Here is a 21,228-nt window from a genome sequence, read left to right on the forward strand (position 1 = left end):
CTAGTATGTATATGAAAGAGGGGTGGATGGATAATCATTTTTTACCTCAAAAAAATTTTCTATACCCTGGGGTCAGGTATGACTTATTTAACTTGGACAACAGAGGGCATAAATTAACGGAGCAGTATTTAAAAGCTATGTTATTTAATTCTGATCATAAATTTAATTCGAAGGCGATGCCGCATTTAAACAAAAGCATAGTCTCCAAAAAATTTATGCAAGATTCTGACATATTGACAGCCCACAGCATCAGTATTTTGAAAAAGCTCTACGCGTATGATTATCTAATTATAAATACTTAGTATGATAGATATTGTTATTCCAACTATACACGCATGCCCTGACTTCTTGTCTAAATATATAGGAGTATATTTGTCCTGTCATTGCATTTCACGCATAATAATAATTGATAACAATATCAACACGCCTCAGTCTAAAGCTCTTTCCAAAATCAAAAATCCACGAGTAATTCATGTCCCGCAATATTCAAATATTTTTGTCAACAATGCTTGGAATATTGGAGCAAAACTGGCTTCTTCAGAGTATCTGGCAATAATCAATGATGATGTAGTAGTGCACAAAGAAGTATTTGAGTATCTTGTTTCTATTGAATGGAGTGATGAGTTAATTGTTTGCGCCCAAATCATGGATAATTCGACTAATTTAAACATTAGAAGATATCATGATTGTAGTAAAAAAATACCAGTGATATGGGATTCTGAACTGTATTCATGTGGTCACTTTCTAATGATGAAAAGATCACGGTACAAAATAATTCCCGACGAAATCAAAATTTTCTTTGGGGACGACTACTTGCTTCAATGCTTTTCCAAAATATACATCTTGTCTGGATGTGGAATAGATGGTAGCTCATCCACGTCAACACTAAAATGCATAGGAGATGAATACTTTCGAAGGACGTTACAAAATGACTTTAAATTTGCGATGCAGAATATGTTTGGCAAAGACCTAAGAGAACGCTTGTTTTGTCATATAGGCACCGGCGGAATTTCAGACAAAAACGTCCTTTTACTTTCTAGAGACACTCATCAATTGCCTTATTGCATCATTGGGCTAAGGATTAAGCGGTATTGCTCTACCTCTTGGGGCACTTTTGTCGAACAAGCAAGAGTATTTGAAAGTCAACTAAAAACCAACCAACCGAAACTTGCAAATAAAATTAGCAGCTTCAACAATTATCAAGAAATAAAAAATTCTCTTGAAAAGAAGAATGATGCAATTCAGGAATTGATGTTCATTGCATATCATTGGATTGTAAATTCAAAGGATCTTCGGGGGCGAATTATCGAAACTAGTTCAAGCAATAGACTCTGATCTAGTTCTTTCTGTACCCTCGAGGGGTGAAATAGAAGGATCTCTGTCATGAACAACCGCTTGTGTATCTACTGGAGTGATAGCATTTCCCTCTCTCAGCAGGCATAATCGATTTTGATTTTTATTTCTAAAAGTAGTTAGTTAGCTTTTGTCTGATTATTGTTAATAACCTAGATAAACGATATGATTTTGTGGATTTGATTGCGTTTATTTCGTTCTTCAACGAATATATTTTTGCTCTAATTCTATTTGTCTATATTTTTCTTTCAGCTTCGTTCCTATGAGCAATTTCGCAAACTGCTCGTAAGTGCATTGCTCTATTCTCATGTTTCTTCCTGCATTTTCCTCTTCTAGTTTTTGAGGGGCAGGCCAGAGTTCTGTCCTATCAGGGAAGTGCTTCTTCGTAATGTAATCGTCTGATTTCTTGTAATTCTCGTAGTATGCTTTCTCTTCTTCATGTGTAGGTGTAATCCTAGGTAGTGATGAAAAAGCATCTTCTACGTCTCTGATCAGCGTTTGCCGATCTGCATCTTGTAGTTGACTTCTCAAGGCTAAAATTGTGTATTTATTTATAAAAGATATTGTTTTAATAGCTGCTTCGCTCAAGGAGGTGTTGTGCATTTCAGATGGTGACTTAAGTCCTGATGGGTCGATGCCTGCATAATTGCAAAAGTCGTCAATAATGTTCCCTTTGAGAAGATCTGATTTTGTATAAAGTCTTGCATTAAACCGCGTCCCAAATGATCCTGACCATATTTGATCCGTATTCCTGTGGTTGCATAGCCTATCGATATGTGAGCCTGGTAATGGGAGTGTTTCCCAGCAATGGCCTGGTCTCGCAGCAGTGCTCCACAAAGAGATAACAGCTTCAATTGGTTTCCTCATGTAGCAAATAACATTTACTTCTTCGAAATGTTCGAGTAAAAAGTTTTTCAATTCTTCTACCTCTTTATTTGTCCGTAGTCTTGCCTGCAAGTGCTCGCTGCTGATTATCTAGGTTTGTTTTTTGTGTTTTAATACTTGGCTGGAGAATTCAATTTTCTTGTCAGCAACTCTTTATACAAGAGTTGGTAAGATCATCCCTGCGATCTGAAGGGTACATAATTACGGGAAGCCACCTATGATCTATCGTTCCAAGAAAAGTAGGGATAAAGAAATTTGTTTCTAGAAGTCTATCTTTATTGTGCGCCAAATAGTTCTGTAGCGCAGTCGAGCCTGTCTTTTCGGTTCCAATATGTAAAATAAGTTTTGGCATTTCACTGGCTTAATCTTTTGCAGGCTATCATGATAGTTGCCTTTGTTTGACTTGTCCTTTCTTTCGCTTAATCCTTACTTTCGTTGTCCCTCAAGTTAGTGAATTCTCCTCAGGCATTGATTTAAGGATTCTCCGCTTCTTAAGCCGTATCCGAGCACAACCTGATTTCAAGTAGATCTCAACTACGTCGTCGATATTAGTGATTGGTTTTGTGATTCTGCTGCTGCAATACATTTACGTTCATGGGTGTACTCGTCTTGCCACATGAAGGCGACCCAGCCCATCTGCCTGGCTTCTTCAATGGTTGTTGCACCTGGGATTTGGCGAGTTTTTTATCGACGTTCTCCTGGGATCTTTTCTTTGTAGAAGTACGAGCCGGCTGATGTTCCAGAGCCATATCTGATCACTTGGTCGCGGCCGTTTAGTACCTCTTGTTTTTCAACAATGGTTGGCATCGCTCGGCGCTTGCGTGTGTCAATGCTGTGTGTATGGCAGGTTCTGAATCCTGTAAACACAAGCTATAGCCTTAACCCACTTCGTGCCAGGTGAAGTAGGTCATCCTGCCCTGCTGCCTTAAAACATGACTTTAAGGGATATGAGCGGAATAAAGCTTTCGTTCTGAACATAAAAAATCCCGTGGATACCAGGTGTGTCGTTCAGGCCTCCCTTCATTCAATGCACCTGGTTGCGGTCAATCCAAAATGTGAAAACGTCGGTCATATTTCCTGCGTCAGGTTCAATCTTTCTCGGAAGATATTGGCTTCGTGTGGTACGAAACCAAGTTCAATCTTATTGGCGATTTGAATCACTGCATCCTTGAGATTGCTTCAAACGATTGTCTTCAGGAATGGATCAAAGATCAGGGACGCAGTACCAGTCCGAGAAGCACAAGCCCTGCTGTGACAAGCCAGAACGCAGGCACCACGCTTCGTTCATCGGTGCCCCCCAGCTCAAAATGGTGATGGAGTGGCGCCATGCGGAACACGCGTCGCCCTTGCCCATCAGGGCCTTTCGTGGCCTTAAACACCCAAACCTGGATGATCACGGAGAGGGATTCCGCTACGAAGATGCCTCCCATCACCAGCAGCGGCCAGAGGCTGTTGGACAACAGGGCCACACCGCTGAGAGCGGCCCCCATTGCTAGGGATCCCGTGTCGCCCATGAAGGCCCGAGCCGGGTTTCGGTTGTGGACGAGAAACCCAAGCCATGCCCCGGCCATGGCCATGCAGAAGCCAGCCAAGGCGGGATCTCCGTTGTCCCCTCGCAGCATCAGTTGAAGTGCCAGACCCGTAAAAACCAGTGCTCCGCAGCCGCTGGCCAAGCCATCCAGGCCGTCGGTGAGGTTGGTGGCGTTGCTCTCCGCTAGAACGACAAACAACCCAAGCGGCCAGATCAGCAGTCCCAACGGCAGTTCAAGGCCATAGGGCAAAGCAATGCCGCTGCTGATCCAGCCCTGCCAGGCAGCGATTGCAAGAAAGGCTGCGGCCGCCATGGCTTGCAGCATCAATTTCCCTTGTGCCGTCAGGCCTCTATTGGTGTGTTTGGTGAGGCTGCTCCAATCATCGATGCCGCCGATCAGCATGAACGCCAAGGTGAGTCCTGCCAGGCTGAGCAGTTGTTGCGACGCCACGGCGTCCCGCGTGATCAAGCTCCCGAGAATGACCCCGACGGGAACCACCAGAAGGCCCCCCATAGTTGGGGTTCCCGCTTTGCTCTGATGGGCTTTGGGGCCTTCCTTACGGATGAACTGCCCCATCTTCAAGCGACGCAGAAGGGGAATGCCCAAGGCCGCAGTCGCTGTAGCGCAGACCGCTGAAATCAAGAGCGGCAGGCTCAGTTGCGCATTGGTGATCCATTTGTCGGCTGCAAAGCTGGTCATCAAGACCACCAGCATCAGCAAGCTGGCACTCAATGAGCCGTTCTCCCACCAAGGACGGTGGTTTGAATCCGTGGATTGCAAAGCGGCACTGGACTGGTCGCTGGGACCCTAGGTGAGTCGCTCAGGGTCGACCAGTCAGTGCTTGGGGGACGTCAGTCCTCCCACTGCTCCTCGTTTTGCTCGTCATCCTTGTTGTAATCCTCTTTCTCACCCATGAGCGCAGAGAGTTCTTCCTCTTCGACGGTGCTCACTTCAGGTGATCCGGATTCTTCGTCAGCAACGAGACGACCGCTGGTTTCGAGCCAGGACAGGAGGTCGGGCTCCTCACGCAGGGGCAGCACGGGCGCAGGGTCGCGGCGCCCATAGCGGGTGAGGGACGGGTTGACGCTGTCCAGGGCGTTTAAATCAACCAGAGCGCTCATGCAGGGAGGGACGCGGGCCAATCAACCAAGATAAACCACGTGCTGTTTTTGGCCTACCCCTGAACAAACCTGCGCTGCTCGTTTTTCTGTGGAGCCTGGCCCTGATCATCAGTGCTGGCCTGCATTGGTGGGGTTTGCAGCGGCCTGAACCGTTGCAGACCTCTTGGGCGCTGGCGCTGCTGCTGGTCTTTTCCCCGGCTCTGGCGTTGGCTGGATGGTTGCTTGTGGCTTCCTCAAAGGTGGCGGCCGGCGAGACGAGAGAATCAGACGATTGTGATCAGGAGACCCATTGATGGGCCGCGCCAAGAAGGTGGTACTCGCCTATTCCGGGGGAGTTGATACCAGTGTCTGCATCCCTTACCTCAAGCAGGAATGGGGTGTGGAGGATGTGATCACATTTGCCGCTGATCTCGGCCAGGGCGATGAACTGGAGCCGATTCGTCAGAAAGCGCTAGATGCCGGTGCCAGTCAGTCGCTGGTGGGAGATCTGATCGAGCCCTTCATTAAGGATTTCGCCTTTCCGGCGATTCGTGCCAACGCCCTCTATGAAGGCCGTTACCCCCTCTCCACGGCTCTGGCGAGGCCTCTGATAGCCAAGCGCCTAGTCGAGGTGGCCCGGGAAGTGGGCGCCGATGCTGTCGCCCATGGATGCACAGGCAAGGGCAACGATCAGGTGCGTTTTGATGTGGCCATCGCTGCTTTGGCACCGGATCTCAAGGTGCTCACCCCAGCCCGTGAGTGGGGCATGAGCCGTGAGGAGACCATCGCCTACGGCGAACGCTGTGGTCTGCCCGCACCGGTGAGCAAGAAGTCGCCTTACTCGATCGACCTCAATCTGCTGGGCCGCAGCATCGAGGCAGGACCCCTCGAAGACCCGATGGTGGCCCCGCCGGAGGAGGTGTTTGCGATGACGCGATCGGTGGAGGCTGCTCCGGATCTCTCCGAAGAGATCGAGATTGCTTTTGAAGCAGGAAATCCTGTGGCAATCAACGGTCAGCAGCTGGACCCCGTGGCTTTGATCCGTGAAGCCAATCGTCTAGCGGGCACCCATGGCATTGGCCGCCTCGACATGATCGAGAACCGGGTGGTAGGCATCAAATCCCGGGAGATCTACGAAACGCCCGGGCTATTGCTGCTGATCCAGGCCCACCAGGAATTGGAAAGCCTGACCCTGGCTGCCGATGTGCTGCGCAGCAAGCGGCAATTGGAAATGCAGTGGGCTGACCTCATCTACCAGGGGCTTTGGTTTGGCCCTCTCAAAAATGCTTTGGACGGCTTCATGGACCGCACCCAGACCACCGTCAATGGTGTCGTTCGCCTCCGTCTGCACAAAGGAACGGCCATGGTCACTGGACGCGGCTCAGCAGACAGCAGCCTGTACGTCCCCGAAATGGCCTCCTACGGCAGTGAGGATCAGTTCGATCACCGCGCTGCAGAGGGCTTTATTTACGTCTGGGGTCTGCCAACCCGACTGTGGTCAGCATCCCAGCGCCGTTCAAGTTGAGAGCTGCAGTTTCTGCAGGAACTTGGGAAGTCTCAGGTCTGGAAAACGCACAACGTTGTCCGGTTCTGAGCTTCCAGGCAGGGTCGGCTGAGACCGCTCGCTCTGTTCTTGATCAACATTGTTCAGCCAGCAGTTGATAACGCTCCATCAAGGGCTCAAGCCGCTGTTGGAAGCGGCGTTCAAAAATGTCCGGTAGTTCGGCTAGAAGCTCGTTATGGACCTTGATCTCGCCCTCGAGCTCTGAAATTCTTTTTTTCAGCAATCGAATCACTTCAGCGTCGCCATGACGCTCGTTCCAAACAGGTTCGGTTGGCTGAGGTTGGTCGTGTTTCGAATCAATGGGTGGACGGTATCGCCCACCCACGAATCCAACAATGCTGATCAGTCAGCTGATGCAGCGGTTTCGGCTTGTTGCTGTTGAGCAGCTTCGCTGCCCGGCATTACCCGAGGTGCGGGAAGGGGGCCTTCCTGCTTCACGGTCAGATAGCGGATCACGTCTTCACTGAGACGCATCGCCTTCTCGAGAACAGCAACTTGCTGGCCATCGCCGTTGTGGCTCAGTTGCACGTAAATGCCTTCCTTGTGCTTGGCAATCGGGTAAGCCAGACGGCGCTTGCCACGCATCTGGTTGTCCAGAACGTCGGCACCAGTTTCCACGAGCATGTCGCGGTACTTGGTGAGATGGCTTTCAACTTCCTCCTCCGGAATGTCCGGACGAAGGATGTACATGGTTTCGTAATACGGATCGTGCGTCATGGCCAGCACCTAAGGGGCATCAGGCTCACCGGAGTGAGCGACGGATCCAACACCTTATCCCCTGGCGTGTCCCCACACTTTCAGTAGAGCTGCATGCGTACGGCCTGGCTGATGCCGGGCAGATCAGGTTCGCGCCCGCGCCAGCACTCCACCAGGGCGAACAGAAGGATCGCCAGCACCGCCACCACGATCGTGCTGGACAGGGTGCCCAGCAGCAGGCTGCCCCCAGCAATCGGTTGCAGCAGGATGCCAAACGCGAAGCTGAGCACAACGATCACGATGTCGGTGAGCAGGGCCTGGAGCGTGTTGAAGCGCAAGAAGTAAGGAACGGCTGGATTGCGCACCACCGCCAGAAACAACACAAAGAAGAGCAGCAGGCCACCGAAGGGAACTCCTCGATCCAATTGAATCAGCGGTACCGCTGGAACGATCAGCAGCCTCAGCAATGGGATCTGGTTGAACACGCCGTCAGCCCCGAGGCCAAACGGAATGGCATCACTCCAGGGGAGCAGGTACACCAGCGGTGCAAGCAGACGCTGCCAGAGGGGAATCTGCACGGTGGAGCTTGGGATTGTTGGGACCTTAGGCCGCAAGAGCAGTCGCGGCGGCGCTTCGCATCGCCTCGACAGGAACTTCATTGCGACCACTCCAGAGCCGCAGCGAGGCAGCGCCCTGCTGCACCAGCATCTCAAGGCCATCGATGCAGCGATGGCCCCGTTGTTGCCCAGCGGCGAGCCAGCTGGTGGGCCGTGGGGTGTAGATCAGGTCGTACAACACCGCCTCTCCGTTCAGGCCTGACCAGAGTTCTGCCCCCAACGGCATCGCCCTGGGGTCATCGTGCTGTGCCATGCCCACCGGGGTGGTGTTCACCACGAGAGCCGCTTGAGCCACGCTCGCGTTGAGCTGAACAGTGTTGTCGAGACAGGCCGTCAGGGGGGCGTGGCCCTGCTGCAGATCAGTGATGAAGCCTTGCAGTGCCTCGCTTCGCCGTCCCACAACGGTGATGCTGCTGAGGTCCAGGGTCTGCAGACCGGCCACTACTGCTCGAGCTGATCCGCCGCAGCCGATCACCACGGCATGGCGTCTTGCCCAGGCGTCGTTGGCACCGAGGGGTGCCAGAAAGCCCTCCACGTCGGTGTTGGTGCCGAACCAGCCACCGCCTGTTCCTGGGATCAGGGTGTTGACGGCACCGAGCCGTTTCGCCAGCGGGCTCAGCTCCTCGCAGAGCTCGGCGATGGCTTGTTTGTGCGGGATGGTGACGTTGAGGCCCTGGCAGCCAACGGCCCTGAGACCGTTCAACACCTGATCAAGACTTTCGCTTTCGCAGGGCAGGGCCAGATAGCGCCAGTTGAGCCCCATGCTTTCGAGGGCGGCGTTCTGCATCACCGGCGAAAGCGAGTGGCGCACTGGATTGCCAAGCAGGCCCACAAGGCTGGTGCCGCCGTTGATCATTGCCAGGGCTGGATCGCTCCACCAGCCTGCCTGTTCGGGAACCACACCTCGCCTGTCAGAGGGTCTGCTGTGGAGGATGTGGCCATTCAAATCACCATTTCTGGAGGTGGGCACCGATGGGCAAGGTTGTCGGCATTGACCTTGGCACTACGAATAGCTGTGTTTCCGTGATGGAGGGCGGTAAGCCCACCGTGATCGCGAACGCCGAGGGCTTCCGCACCACGCCCTCCGTGGTTGCTTACACCAAGAACCAGGATCAGCTGGTGGGTCAGATCGCCAAACGTCAGGCGGTGATGAATCCAGACAACACCTTTTATTCCGTCAAGCGTTTCATCGGCCGTCGGGTTGATGAGGTGAATGAGGAGTCGAAAGAGGTGAGCTACGGCGTTGAAAAGGCCGGCTCCAACGTGAAGGTGAAGTGCCCTGTCCTCGACAAGCAATTTGCGCCCGAGGAGGTTTCCGCCCAGGTGCTGCGCAAACTGGCTGAGGACGCCGGTAAATACCTCGGTGAAACCGTCAGCCAAGCGGTGATCACCGTTCCGGCCTACTTCAACGACTCCCAGCGCCAGGCCACCAAGGATGCCGGCAAGATCGCTGGCCTTGAGGTGCTGCGCATCATCAACGAGCCGACCGCCGCGGCTCTGGCCTACGGCCTCGACAAGAAGAGCAACGAGCGCATCCTGGTCTTCGACCTGGGCGGTGGCACCTTCGACGTCTCCGTTCTGGAAGTTGGCGACGGCGTGTTTGAGGTGTTGTCCACCGCTGGTGACACGCACCTCGGCGGTGACGACTTCGACAAAGTGATCGTTGATCACCTGGCCGAGACCTTCAAATCCAACGAAGGCATCGATCTACGTCAGGACAAGCAGGCCCTGCAACGCCTCACCGAAGCCGCTGAAAAAGCGAAGGTTGAGCTGTCCAACGCCACTCAGAGCGAGATCAACCTGCCGTTCATCACGGCCACGCCCGAGGGTCCCAAGCACCTGGACCTCACCCTCACCCGCGCCAAGTTCGAGGAACTGGCTTCCAAGCTGATCGACCGCTGTGCGATGCCTGTGGAGCAGGCGCTCAAGGACGCCAAGTTGTCCTCCGGCGAGCTGGACGAGATCGTGATGGTGGGTGGTTCCACCCGCATCCCGGCTGTGCTTGAGCTGGTCAAGCGCATCACTGGCAAAGACCCCAACCAGACGGTGAACCCCGATGAGGTGGTGGCTGTCGGTGCTGCCATTCAGGGCGGTGTGCTGGCCGGCGAGGTTAAGGACATCCTCCTGCTCGACGTCACGCCTCTCTCCCTGGGTGTGGAGACCCTCGGCGGTGTGATGACCAAGATGATCACCCGCAACACCACGGTTCCCACCAAAAAGACTGAGACCTATTCCACGGCTGTGGATGGTCAGACCAATGTGGAAATTCACGTGCTCCAGGGCGAGCGCGAGATGGCATCCGACAACAAGTCGCTCGGAACCTTCCGCCTCGATGGCATTCCTCCTGCTCCTCGGGGCGTGCCTCAGATCGAAGTGACCTTCGACATCGATGCCAACGGCATCCTTAGCGTCACCGCCAAGGACAAGGGCAGCGGCAAGGAGCAGTCCATCTCGATCACTGGTGCGTCGACCCTCTCGGATTCCGAGGTCGACAAGATGGTCAAGGACGCCGAGGCCAACGCCAGCGCTGACAAGGAGAAGCGCGAGAAAATCGACCTCAAGAATCAGGCCGAAACCCTCGTCTATCAGGCTGAAAAGCAGATGGGCGAACTGGGCGACAAAGTTGATGCCGACGCCAAGGCGAAGCTGGAGGAGAAGCGCCTCAAGCTCAAGGAAGCAACCGAGAAGGACGATTACGACGCGATGAAGACTCTGCTGGAGGAATTGCAGCAGGAGCTCTACACCGTGGGTGCTTCCGTCTACCAGCAGGAAGGGGCTGCAGCTGGTGCGTCAGGCGCTGATGCCGGTGCTGGTGCCAACTCCGGTGGTGGCGACGCCAGCGACGATGTCATCGATGCAGAGTTCACCGAGACCAAGTGATCGGTTGAACCACCAACCCGTTAGGGCCCTCTGGGGCCCTTTTTTTCTTCCTGTTGAACGGCAGCGGCGACCCACTCTGCGGTGCCAGGCGTGAGCAAAACGCCGTTGCGGTAGTGCCCACTAGCAAGGATCAACCCAGGTTGCAGCTCCTCCAGCAGAGGGGCCGGTCGATCCACGGGCCGGGCTCGCAGTCCGCTCCAATGGCCAACCACCGTGGCTGAGCTCAGCCATTCCGGTGCCCGCTCATTCAGGCTGCGCATCAGGGTCAGAGGATCCTCTGAAGCGCGATTGCCCGGTTCCACGGTGGCTCCGAGCAGTAACCGTCCGGGTGCGGTGGGAATCAGGTTGAAGCCCTGATCCACCAGCACCGAGGGCCAGTTGCTCCACGCCTTCGGACCAGTTGTTAATTGGAGTGACAGGGCTTGGCCCAACACCGCTGTCATCGCTCGGGCATGGCCCAGGGGTTTCAGTAAGGCATCCGAGCACAGTGCTGTGGAGATGATCACAAGGTCGTGAACGGAGTTGTCTCCGTCGGCTCGATGCACATGCCAGTAGTTGTCGTTGCGCTCCAGACGGACTACCGCCGTGGCATTCAGCGCCACACTTTGCTCTGCTAGCGCCTGCCGCAGGGCCAGTTGCAGCAGCAGTGGATCCACCCGACCGTCGTGACGCGAGTAGAGGCCACCGTGGTTGGCCGTCGGCCAGACCGCTGCTAGGTCGGTGTTGGACACCATGTGCAGTCCCAGGTCAACACGTTGTGCGGCCAGCGACTCCATCCGCCCAGCCGCTCGTTCATCCTCGGCGATTTGCAGTAGGCCTTGGTGGAGCTTGAGATCAGGCTGGTGAGCCTGAAGCGTTTCGATCCACTGGGGCCAGAGCTCCATGCTCCGGCGGCGCAGCCTCCAGCCCCGTCCGCTGCTGCGGCGAAAGATGTGTCCCATCAGCACTCCGAGGGATGCCGATGTTCCACTCAAATCGTTTGCTGATCCCTGGCGATGAACGGGCTTGTTCAGGCGAGGGTCGTAAACAGAAACAGCATGCCCTTGCTGGGCTAGATGCCAGGCGGTGCCGAGGCCGATGGCCCCGGCACCAATCACTCCAACGGAGCGGCTCAGCTGAAGGCCTCAGCAGGGATCAGATCGCTGTAAGCATCGAATCCGGCAGCTACCGCGCTGTAGGACTTCTGCATGCGGCTGAAGTCCTGCAGGCGTGCCGCTTCATCCAGATCAGCCAGAGCTTCTTTCAAGGAGCGGGCCACCTTGGTGGCCTCTTTGCGCTCGCTCTTGTCAAGGCGCTGATTGATGTAGAGCATTTCCCGGCTCACTTCCTGCATGGGGCCATGCAGAAGGTTGCGAGTGAAGACCCAATCCTTTTCACTCACCAGCCGGGCCAGATCAGGGAGACGGGATTTTGCGTCATCAAATGCTGCGGCTTGGCGGCGGATCACGCCCAGATCGTTAGGACTGATTCCGGCAGCATTGACAGCAGCCGGGGCCATCAGACCCAGGCTCAAAGCGACGCAGAGGCAGAACGCGGCAAGGCGGCTCAGAGCCTTCAGCATGGTGATTGAAAATTTCCCTGCGACTTTAACCAGCACCTCCTGCGCGGGAGAATTTTGTTTTTCAAAGCGTTGTTGTGAGTGACGCCACGGTCATCCTCCAGATGATCTGCCCCGATCGGCCGGGCCTGGTCAGCGAATTGGCGGGTTGGGTAGCAGCCAACGGCGGCAGCATTCGTCATGCCGATCACCACACGGACGCGGGAGCTGGGTTGTTTCTCAGCAGGATTGAGTGGCAGTTCCAGGGATTCGGCATACCCCGGGATGTGCTTCCTGAAGCAGCTCAGGCTCTGGGACAGCGGCTTGGTGGGGAGGCGCAGCTCCACTTCTCAGACGACTTGCCCCGCGTGGCGATTTTCGCCAGCAAGCAGAGCCACTCCCTGCAGGACTTGCTCTGGCGGGTTCAAAGCGGGGAGCTGCCGATGCAGGTTCCCCTGGTCATCGCCAACCATCCGGATTTGGAACCCCTGTGTGCGTCGTTTGAGGTTCCCTTTGTTTGTGTTCCCGTCAGCCGGGACACCAAGGCGGAAGCGGAGCAGCGGATGCTGCAGCTGCTTGAGGAGAACAAGGTTGAACTTGCGGTTCTGGCCAAATACATGCAGGTGTTGAGTAGTGATTTCCTCGAGCGCTTCCCCCAGGTGATCAACATTCACCATTCGTTTCTGCCAGCGTTCAAGGGCGCCCAGCCGTACCACCGCGCCTGGGACCGTGGGGTCAAGCTCATCGGCGCTACAGCCCACTACGTCACTGAAGATCTGGATGACGGACCGATCATTGAGCAAACCACCGTTCCCGTCAGCCACCGGGACGAGGTGGAGGATTTGATCCGTAAGGGCCGTGACACAGAACGCCTTGCCTTGGCGCGGGCCCTTCGTCTGCATCTGCGCCGTCAGGTGATGGTGTATCGCGGACGTACGGCCGTGTTTGCATGACGGTAGGTCTGTACGCATGGCTGAGGGGCGAGTGTCCGGCCGCCTCTTCCCCTTGGGGTTGGTGCCTGTTTCAGCTCGGACTGCTGTTGCTTCCCTCGTCAGTGTTGCTGGCCAGCTTGCTATTTGTGCCGGCCTTGGTCCTGGGCAGCCTCCGTCGTGAATGCGCCTACTGGCGTGACCGCTGGAACTGGCCGCTCCTGGTGGCTGGCGGGCTCATGTTGCTCGGCTGTTTCAGCGCCTTGCGTGCTGATCTGGCTTGGGCAGGTCTGGCCAATTGGCTGCCTTTCTTTTGGGGGTTCTGGGGGTTCCAGCCCTATGTGGCGGAGGCTGGGGCACGCCGCCGTGCGGCGCTTTGGATGGTGGCGGGCACCGTGCCTGTGGTGGTGACTGGTTTGGGTCAGTTGTGGTTGGGTTGGCAGGGGCCCTGGCAGTCCCTGGGTGGCCTGGTGATCTGGTTCATGGCTCCTGGAGGCGAGCCGGAGGGCCGGCTGTCGGGTCTGTTCGATTACGCCAACATCGCCGCGGCCTGGTTGGCGCTGGTATGGCCGTTGATGCTGGCGGCCCTGGTGCAACCCGGACTCGATCGCCGTCGTCGGAGTGTGGTGCTGATCCTGGCTGTCGCTTTGGTGACGGCTCTCGTGCTTACGGAGTCCCGCAACGGTTGGGGCGCGTTGGTGCTGGTGGTGCCCCTGGTGCTTGGGCCGGTGAGTTGGCCCTGGTTGCTGCCTCTGTTGGCCCTTGGATTGATCCCTGTTCTGCTGGCGGTGTTGCCCGGTGTCCCGGAGCTTCTCCAGGACCCCGCTCGGGCGTTGGTTCCCGAGTCGGTCTGGTCACGGCTCAGTGACAGCCGCTATGCCGGGGAGCGTGCCCTGGCTTCCACTCGTCTCAGTCAGTGGGGTTTTGCTTTGCAGTTGATCACTGAACGGCCATGGCTGGGCTGGGGTGCTGCGGCTTTTTCCGTGCTGTACCTCTTGCGCACGGACAAATGGCATGGCCATTCCCACAACCTGCCGTTGGAGCTGGCGGTCAGCAGTGGGGTGCCGGCGGCGCTTGCGCTGGTGGTTCTGGTGCTGGCGTTGATGATCGTCTCCTTGCGCTGCAGCCGCATGGGTTTGTTTGATCGCGCCTGGTGGGCTGCGGTGCTTGTTCTGGTGGTGCTTCACGGCACCGACATGCCTTTCTTTGACAGCCGCTTGAACATTGCCGGTTGGATTCTGATAGCCGGACTGCGCAGTCGGATTCGGCAAACTGAGACGCCAGCGGTCAGCCCAGGCTGAGGGCCTGTTGGTGGTGCTCCTGCAGCTTCTCCTGGCTCAAGGGGCCATCGAGATGGCCCCAGGGCAAGACCGTGTCAGAGGCCCATTGGTCGTGCACCACGCTTTCCCAACTGGGAGGCAGTGGCAAGACCACTCCCGCGCTGCGGGCTTCAGGGAGTTCACCAGCCAGGGCGGCTCTGTAGGCCTTCTTCCAACCCCCCAGGCTTTCCTGCGAGCCGCGCACCGCTGCGATTACGGGGGCCAGGCGCCGGTCGCTCCGAGACAGCAGGGCCTGAATCACGCTCCAGCCATAGCTTTCCGGGCGCAGATCAATGCCTTTGGGTTTGAGACGTTTCGCCAGCAACTTCAGGCGTTTTTCCGCTTCGGGGCGTACCCCTTGCCATTGGAACGGGGTGTGCGCTTTGGGCACGAATGTGCTCACACCCAGGGTGAAGCGCAGGCCGGGGGTGGCTTTCTTAACGCTCAGCAGCAGTGCTGCGGTGCTTTCCACATCGTCGTTGTTTTCGCAGGGGAGTCCAACCATTCCGTAGAGCTTGAGGGCCTTCAGTCCGCCTTGCTTGGCATGGCGGGCGGCTGCTTCGATTTCCTCAGTGCTGAGTTTTTTGTTGACCACGCGGCGCATGCGCTCGCTGCCGCTCTCGATGGCGATGGTGAGGGATTTGCTGCCTCGCCCTGCCAACACAGCCGCCAGCTCTGGAGTGACCGTTGCGGCCCGCACGGAACTAACGCTGACGCGGAGGTCATCGAAGCGGTCTTGGGCCAGCCACTGGAGCAGATCGCTGAACTGGGGGTGCTGTGTCACGGATGCCCCCAGCAGACCGAGGCGTTTAGTGGCTGTAAGGCCTTTCTCCACCGCTGGGATCAGCCCGTCATCCAATGATGGTGTTCGGAACGGCAGGGTCAGATAGCTGGCCAGGCAGAAGCGGCACAGTTCCGGGCAGCTGCGCACCACTTCAACCATGTGGATGTCGGGCCACGCCGCTTCCGGGGTGATGACCGTTGAGTGGCTGAGGCTATTGCCGCGCCAGGTCTGTTTGGCCACCCGCTCCGGCAGGGTTGCGTCCACCGGTGTCACCCCCAGCAGGGTGCCATCCGCTGCATAGCGGGGTGCATGGAGCTCCGGCACATAGATCCCCGGCACTCGGGCCAGATGCTGCAGTTGTTCGGCTCGGGGTTGGCCCTTCACGCTCTGGAGAGCATCGATGAAGGCGGGCAGCAGGTCTTCGCCATCGCCTAGCAGCACTACATCAAAAAACGGTGCAAGGGGCTCTGGATTGGCGGTGAGCACAGGTCCGCCACCAAACACGATCGGATGGTCGTTCGTGCGCGTGTGGCTCCAGATCGGGATTCGCTGCTGCTCCAGCAGATCGAGCAGGACCGGTCCGTCGAGTTCCCAGCTCAGAGAAAGCCCAAACAGGTCGCAGTGTCGGTGGGGTGGATCCCCCTGATCAGTGAACAGACGGCGCACGTCAACATCGGACCGCATCGCCAGGGTGGACCAGACGATCTGATAACCAAGGCTGGTAATTCCCACCGTGTAAGTGCTGGGGAAGGCCAGGACAGTGCGTAGGGCTCCGGGCTCCGGCGTCACCGGATCAAATAACAGCGTTTCCTGGTTCAGCTGGGGCCTCCTGTTGGGCCTGATGGCGGGGTTGGCGGCGTGAACGGACGTCTGTAGCGGTTGAGCTTCATCGCCATCCGATCTTCCGAGTCGAGTTCCATGCCCATCTGACGTTCGTAGATCGAGTGGGGGTGGAATAGTCGGGCGATGACGAAGCTGGTGAGGCAGGCCACCAGGATCGGCTTGAGGATCAGCAGATCCTTGGTGAGGGCAAATGCAAGGAACATCGCCGAGATCGGTGTGCGGGAACAGCCGGCAACGAAGGCGCCCATGCCCGCGAAGACATAGGTGGTGGGCACATGGCCGGTGAGGGCCTCAACGCCACTACCACAGGCCAATCCAATGGCCCCTCCCAGCGTTAGCATTGGCATGAACAGTCCCCCTGGAGCTCCCGAGCCCGCCGCCAGACCGGTGCTGAAGAAAAGCATCACAAAGCTGGCAAGGGCCAGGCTGATGTCGGCCTTGCCAGCTCCGATCAGGTGCTTCAGTTCGCTGGGGTTATGGAAGGCATCCGGCAGGGCTGCATAGACGCAGCCCAGCACGAGCCCGCTCAAGGTCATGCGCAGGATCAGTCGGTCTCCGAACCAACGGTTGCCCTGCCGCTGCATGGTGAGCACGTAGCGGGTGTACAGCTCCGCCAGCACGCCGATCACCACACCGAGAGCGACCAGATACAGCAGATCGACAGGCAGGAAGCGCACCAGGGGGGTGTATTCCCGTTCCAGTTGAAATCCGATGGTGCTGTTGAGCCCGCCGCCCCCGGGGTTGAGACCAAGAAAGCCGAGCACATCCGCCAGGGTGTCGGCCGAGAAGGTGGTGATGATCACCAGCAGCAGCACCACGGGCCTGGCGGAGTGGAGCAGCTCCTCGATCGCGTAGATGAATCCACCGATCGGAGCGCTGAACACTGCGGCAATACCGGCACCGCCACCGGCGGCCACGATCACCCGGCGAAAGGCCACCGGTGCCCGCAGCCAGCGGGACATCTGCCAGGCCACGGACCCGCCCATCTGAACGGCGGGGCCTTCCGGACCCAGGGGGAAACCTGAGCCGATCGCAATGATGCCTGCCACCAGTTTTACCAGGCCCACCCGAAGCCCCATCGGAACAGAACGGTGCCGCAGGAAACCCATGATGTGGGTGATCCCGGCTCCGCCAGCGGCCGGAGATAGGTTGCTAATCAACCAGGCCGAGACCATCCCGCCGAGGGCGCCGAGGGCGGGGAGTACCACCCAGGCTGGAAACTCATCGAGCAAATCGAGCCGCCAATCCCGCAGCAGGTTGATGCCGCTGGTGAAGAGCAGACCGGTGATGGCGGCCCCAAGGCCCGTGAGCGCCAGAGCCAAAACCACCACCAGCCAGCGGCGTTCCAACATCCTCCTGATGCTCCGGCTGGAGCCCAGGAGGTGGTGTCGTTGTTTGGGTTCGCTTAGTGCTGGCACAGATGAGGTGATCCCGGATCAGGCCTGAGCCATAACGGTTGCTTCGTCGTCAGCACTGACCACCCGCCCCTGGTCTTCAAAGCCGCTGATCTGATCGAAGTTCAGGTAGCGGTAGAGCTCGTCGGAGAGGGGATCGATCTTTTCGGCCGCAATGCTTCGGTATTCGTCTGGAGTGGGGATGCGTCCCAGCTGGGCGCAGACGGCGGCCAGTTCGGCGCTGCCCAGGTACACCTGAGCACCTTTGCCCAGGCGGTTGTTGAAGTTGCGGGTGCTGGTGGAGAACACGGTGGTGTTGTCCTCCACGCGGGCCTGGTTGCCCATGCAAAGGGAGCAACCCGGCATCTCCATGCGGGACCCGGCGGCTTCGAAGGTGGCGTAGTAGCCCTCCTCTTTGAGGGTCTCCTCGTCCATTCGCGTTGGGGGGCAGACCCAGAGGCGCGCCGTGTTCTGGCCGGCGCCTTCCAGCACCTTGGCCGCGGCGCGGTAATGGCCGATGTTTGTCATGCATGAGCCGATGAACACCTCCTGCACAGGGTCACCAGCCACCTCGCTCAGCAGCTTCACGTTGTCGGGGTCGTTGGGGCAGGCCACCACCGGTTCGGTGAGCTCGTCGAGGTTGATTTCCAGCACTTCCGCGTACTCAGCGTCAGCGTCAGCGCTCATCAGCTGCGGGTTCGCAAGCCAGGCCTCCATCTCCTTGATCCGGCGGGCCAGGGTGCGGGCGTCGCTGTAGCCGCGGGCGATCATGTTTTTAAGTAGCGCCACGTTGCTGCGCAGGTATTCGCTCACCGTGTCTTCGGAGAGCTTGATTGTGCAGCCGGCGCAGGAGCGCTCGGCACTGGCATCGGTGAGTTCGAAAGCCTGTTCCAGCTTTAGGTCGGGCAGACCTTCGATCTCCATGATCCGGCCATTGAACAGGTTTTTCTTGTTGGCCTTTTCAACGGTGAGCAGTCCTCGTTGAATGGCCACCCAAGGGATGGCGTTCACCACATCCCGGAGCGTGACTCCCGGTTGCAGGGATCCGCTGAAGCGCACCAGCACCGATTCCGGCATATCCAACGGCATGGCGCCGATGGCGGCCGCAAAGGCCACAACCCCAGAGCCGCCTGGGAAAGAAATGCCGAGGGGGAAGCGGGTGTGGCTATCGCCGCCGGTGCCGACGGTGTCGGGCAGAAGCATCCGGTTCAGCCAGCTGTGAATGATGCCGTCACCGGGCCGAAGGGCCACGCCACCGCGCTGGGCGAAGAAGTCGGGCAGTTCGTTCTGGGTCTGCAGATCCACCGGCTTCGGATAGGCGGCGGTGTGGCAGAAGCTCTGCATCACCAGGTCGGAGGAGAAGCCCAGGCAGGCCAGTTCCTTCATTTCGTCGCGCGTCATCGGGCCGGTGGTGTCCTGGGAGCCGACGGTGGTCATTAGCGGTTCGCAGCTGGTGCCGGGTCGGACGCCCGCGAGACCGCAGGCCTTGCCCACCATCTTTTGCGCCAGGGTGAAGCCCTTACCGGTGTCTGCCGGGGCTGAGGGGCGGATGAACAGATCCGAAGGGGTGAGGCCAAGCTTGGCCCGCACCTTGTCGGTCAGGGCGCGACCGATCATCAGGGGGATGCGACCACCGGCCCGCACCTCGTCGCTGATCGTGGTGGGTTTCAGGTCGAACCGACTCACCACGCTGCCGTCCCGTTCGATTGTGCCGGCGTGGGGGCGAATGGTGATCACATCACCGGTGTTCAGTTCGGTGACATCGCATTCGATCGGCAGGGCACCGGAGTCTTCAGCGGTGTTGAAAAAGATCGGGGCGATCTTGCCACCAAGGATCACGCCACCCGCTCGTTTGTTGGGCACATGGGGGATGTCATTGCCGGTGTGCCAGAGCACTGAATTGATGGCGCTCTTGCGCGAGCTGCCGGTGCCCACCACGTCGCCGATGTAAGCCACGGGATGGCCTTTTTCTTTCAGGGTCGCGATGGTCTTCAGGCCCTCTGGATCCCGGGTCTCGAGCATCGCAAGGGCATGGATGGGGATGTCCGGCCGGGTGGTGGCGTGGGTGGCCGGTGAAAGATCGTCCGTGTTGGTTTCGCCTTCGACCTTGAACACCGTCACGGTGATGCTTTCGGCTAGTTCAGGTTTGGAGGTGAACCACTCGGCAGCGGCCCAGCTGTCCACAACTTGCTTGGCAAAGCGGTTGTCCGCTGCCAGATCCATTACTTCGTTGAATGCGTCATAGACGAGCAGCGTTCGGCCGAGTCCCTCAGCAGCACAGCCAGCCAGTGCTGCGTCGGAGTTCTTCAGTAGCTCGATCAGGGCTGCGACGTTGTATCCACCCACCATCGTTCCCAGCAGGCGGGTGGCTTCCAGTGGTGACACCAGGGGGCTCTTGGCGTCTCCCTGAGCCACGGCGCTGAGCCAGGTGGCCTTCACATAAGCGGCTTCATCCACACCCGGGGGGATCCGTTCGCTGAGCAGGTGCAGCAGGAATTTCTCCTCGCCGGCGGGAGGGTTCTGCAGCAGTTCCGTCAGTCCCTGGGTCTGCTCTGCGTTGAGCGGAAGAGCGGGAACGCCCTGGGCTTCCCGGGCGGTGGCCAGCTCGCGGTAAGCGCTCAGCATTGAGATCTCTGTGCAGGGATGACCACCATTCTTCCGGACCGTGTCTGTTGCCAGTGAGCGGGGTGCGTAGCCTTGGTCGGAGTCTCGCGTCCAGTCATGGCCACCACCTCCGATTTGCATGTGGTGGAGACACGTCCCTTGGTGGCCCCTGCTGTGTTGCATCAGGAGCTGCCAATGGACGCTGCGGCGCTCGAGACCGTGGCATCCGCTCGCCAGCGCATTCAAGACACCCTCAGTGGCCGTGATCAGCGCTTGCTGGTGGTGGTGGGTCCCTGCTCCGTGCATGACGTCAAAGCTGCCCGGGAGTATGCCCAGCGCCTGGCTCCGATCCGCGAGCGCTTGAAGGATCAGCTCGAGGTGGTGATGCGGGTGTACTTCGAGAAGCCGCGCACCACGGTCGGCTGGAAGGGGTTGATCAACGACCCTCACCTCGATAACTCTTACGACATCAATACCGGTCTGCGGCGGGCCCGGGGATTGCTGTTGGATCTCTCCCGTGAGGGGATGCCTACTGCAACGGAACTGCTCGATCCCGTGGTTCCGCAGTACATCGCCGATTTGATCAGCTGGACTGCGATCGGCGCCAGGACGACGGAAAGTCAGACCCACCGCGAAATGGCCTCAGGGCTGTCGATGCCGATTGGCTATAAGAACAGCACCAATGGCAGCGCCACCATCGCGATCAATGCCATGCAGGCGGCAGCGAAGCCGCATCACTTCCTCGGCATCAATCGCGAGGGTCATGCCTCGATCGTCAGCACCACGGGCAATCCCTATGGCCACCTCGTGCTCCGCGGCGGCAGCCAAGGCAGCAACTACCACTTGGAGGCTGTGGAGGAGGCCGCAGCCGAGTTGCGCAAGGCCGGCCTGCAGGATCGTCTGATGGTGGATTGCAGCCATGCCAACAGCAACAAAGACTTCCGCCGACAGGCGGACGTCCTGGCCAGCGTTGCCGAGCAGTTGCGAGGTGGCTCCAACCACGTGATGGGCGTCATGATTGAGAGCCATCTGGTGGAAGGCAACCAGAAACTGAACGCCGACCTAACGCAGCTGACCTATGGCCAGAGCGTCACTGATGCCTGCATCAGCCTCGAGACCACCGAAGCTTTGTTGGATGATCTCGCCGCGGCCGTGGCCAGTCGCAAACAGACGGTCACCGCCTGAGCATCA

Annotated in this window: 19 protein-coding genes; 7 read left to right on the top strand and 12 right to left on the bottom strand. The window is 57.9% G+C overall.

Going from position 1 to position 21,228, the window contains the following annotated elements:
• Window positions 1-302, top strand: a 302-nt coding sequence (locus FZZ85_RS07210; protein ID WP_226413641.1) for a hypothetical protein, incomplete at its 5' end; no start/stop codon positions are given.
• Between the two features lies 1 nt (window position 303).
• A complete protein-coding gene (locus FZZ85_RS07215) occupies window positions 304-1,335 on the top strand; it encodes a glycosyltransferase (protein ID WP_226413643.1) in 1,032 nt (343 codons plus the stop codon).
• 219 nt (window positions 1,336-1,554) lie between these two features.
• Here the strand turns inward: FZZ85_RS07215 and FZZ85_RS07220 are convergent, their stop codons facing one another.
• The 3 genes from FZZ85_RS07220 to FZZ85_RS07230 all read right to left on the bottom strand — a co-directional run bounded on the left by FZZ85_RS07220 (window position 1,555) and on the right by FZZ85_RS07230 (window position 4,891).
• The gene (locus tag FZZ85_RS07220; RefSeq protein ID WP_226413646.1) at window positions 1,555-2,310 is read right to left on the bottom strand and encodes a hypothetical protein; all 756 of its coding nucleotides are present in this window, start codon (window positions 2,308-2,310) and stop codon (window positions 1,555-1,557) included.
• A gap of 1,139 nt (window positions 2,311-3,449) precedes the next feature.
• Window positions 3,450-4,484 (bottom strand): phospho-N-acetylmuramoyl-pentapeptide-transferase, encoded by a 1,035-nt coding sequence (gene mraY, locus FZZ85_RS07225; protein WP_226413877.1) that lies wholly within the window; start codon window positions 4,482-4,484, stop codon window positions 3,450-3,452.
• A 137-nt stretch (window positions 4,485-4,621) separates the two neighbouring features.
• Window positions 4,622-4,891: a DUF3134 domain-containing protein gene (locus FZZ85_RS07230; protein ID WP_006850710.1), complete on the bottom strand. Its 270-nt coding sequence runs from the start codon at window positions 4,889-4,891 to the stop codon at window positions 4,622-4,624.
• 292 nt (window positions 4,892-5,183) lie between these two features.
• Here FZZ85_RS07230 and FZZ85_RS07235 point away from each other — a divergent pair, with 292 nt between their 5' ends.
• Window positions 5,184-6,395 carry an argininosuccinate synthase gene (locus FZZ85_RS07235; RefSeq protein ID WP_226413648.1) on the top strand — a complete coding sequence of 404 codons (1,212 nt, stop codon included), beginning with the start codon at window positions 5,184-5,186 and terminating at the stop codon, window positions 6,393-6,395.
• Window positions 6,396-6,507: 112 nt separating this feature from the next.
• Here FZZ85_RS07235 and FZZ85_RS07240 read toward each other — a convergent pair whose 3' ends face one another.
• The 4 genes from FZZ85_RS07240 to FZZ85_RS07255 form a co-directional block, all read right to left on the bottom strand.
• Entirely contained in the window at window positions 6,508-6,666 is a 159-nt protein-coding gene (locus FZZ85_RS07240; RefSeq protein ID WP_226413650.1) for a hypothetical protein, read from the bottom strand.
• 110 nt (window positions 6,667-6,776) lie between these two features.
• A complete protein-coding gene (rpsF, locus tag FZZ85_RS07245; RefSeq protein WP_226413652.1) occupies window positions 6,777-7,151 on the bottom strand; it encodes a 30S ribosomal protein S6 in 375 nt (124 codons plus the stop codon).
• A gap of 80 nt (window positions 7,152-7,231) precedes the next feature.
• Window positions 7,232-7,744 carry a Tic20 family protein gene (locus tag FZZ85_RS07250; RefSeq protein WP_226413654.1) on the bottom strand — a complete coding sequence of 171 codons (513 nt, stop codon included), beginning with the start codon at window positions 7,742-7,744 and terminating at the stop codon, window positions 7,232-7,234.
• Window positions 7,734-8,603 (bottom strand): shikimate dehydrogenase, encoded by an 870-nt coding sequence (locus tag FZZ85_RS07255; protein WP_226413879.1) that lies wholly within the window; start codon window positions 8,601-8,603, stop codon window positions 7,734-7,736. The genes FZZ85_RS07250 and FZZ85_RS07255 overlap by 11 nt, the downstream gene beginning before the upstream one ends.
• A 116-nt stretch (window positions 8,604-8,719) precedes the next feature.
• Between FZZ85_RS07255 and dnaK the strand changes: the two genes are divergently transcribed.
• Window positions 8,720-10,627, top strand: coding sequence for a molecular chaperone DnaK (dnaK, locus tag FZZ85_RS07260; protein WP_226413656.1), 1,908 nt, complete (start codon window positions 8,720-8,722; stop codon window positions 10,625-10,627).
• Between the two features lie 20 nt (window positions 10,628-10,647).
• Here dnaK and FZZ85_RS07265 read toward each other — a convergent pair whose 3' ends face one another.
• The gene (locus FZZ85_RS07265; protein ID WP_226413658.1) at window positions 10,648-11,724 is read right to left on the bottom strand and encodes an FAD-dependent oxidoreductase; all 1,077 of its coding nucleotides are present in this window, start codon (window positions 11,722-11,724) and stop codon (window positions 10,648-10,650) included.
• A gap of 14 nt (window positions 11,725-11,738) precedes the next feature.
• On the bottom strand, window positions 11,739-12,188 hold the full coding sequence (psbQ, locus tag FZZ85_RS07270; RefSeq protein WP_226413660.1) for a photosystem II protein PsbQ: 450 nt from the start codon (window positions 12,186-12,188) through the stop codon (window positions 11,739-11,741).
• A gap of 74 nt (window positions 12,189-12,262) precedes the next feature.
• On the opposite strand from psbQ, the gene purU reads away from it, so the two are divergent.
• On the top strand, window positions 12,263-13,117 hold the full coding sequence (gene purU / locus FZZ85_RS07275; RefSeq protein ID WP_226413662.1) for a formyltetrahydrofolate deformylase: 855 nt from the start codon (window positions 12,263-12,265) through the stop codon (window positions 13,115-13,117).
• Complete coding sequence (locus FZZ85_RS07280; protein ID WP_226413664.1) at window positions 13,114-14,394, top strand: O-antigen ligase; 1,281 nt, start codon at window positions 13,114-13,116, stop codon at window positions 14,392-14,394. Before purU ends, FZZ85_RS07280 begins: the two co-directional genes overlap by 4 nt.
• Here FZZ85_RS07280 and FZZ85_RS07285 read toward each other — a convergent pair.
• From FZZ85_RS07285 to acnB, 3 genes are read right to left on the bottom strand one after another with little or no spacing between them, the layout of a single operon-like run.
• Window positions 14,381-15,985, bottom strand: coding sequence for a radical SAM protein (locus FZZ85_RS07285; RefSeq protein WP_226413666.1), 1,605 nt, complete (start codon window positions 15,983-15,985; stop codon window positions 14,381-14,383). The genes FZZ85_RS07280 and FZZ85_RS07285 overlap by 14 nt on opposite strands.
• A gap of 26 nt (window positions 15,986-16,011) precedes the next feature.
• Window positions 16,012-17,457: a ClC family H(+)/Cl(-) exchange transporter gene (locus FZZ85_RS07290; RefSeq protein ID WP_226413668.1), complete on the bottom strand. Its 1,446-nt coding sequence runs from the start codon at window positions 17,455-17,457 to the stop codon at window positions 16,012-16,014.
• Between the two features lie 18 nt (window positions 17,458-17,475).
• Window positions 17,476-20,058: a bifunctional aconitate hydratase 2/2-methylisocitrate dehydratase gene (gene acnB / locus FZZ85_RS07295; RefSeq protein ID WP_226413670.1), complete on the bottom strand. Its 2,583-nt coding sequence runs from the start codon at window positions 20,056-20,058 to the stop codon at window positions 17,476-17,478.
• 96 nt (window positions 20,059-20,154) lie between these two features.
• Between acnB and FZZ85_RS07300 the strand changes: the two genes are divergently transcribed.
• The gene (locus FZZ85_RS07300) at window positions 20,155-21,222 is read left to right on the top strand and encodes a 3-deoxy-7-phosphoheptulonate synthase (protein WP_226413672.1); all 1,068 of its coding nucleotides are present in this window, start codon (window positions 20,155-20,157) and stop codon (window positions 21,220-21,222) included.
• Window positions 21,223-21,228: the final 6 nt, after the last annotated feature.

This window comes from Synechococcus sp. MU1642 (genome assembly GCF_020514115.1).
Classification (GTDB): Bacteria; Cyanobacteriota; Cyanobacteriia; order PCC-6307; family Cyanobiaceae; genus Parasynechococcus.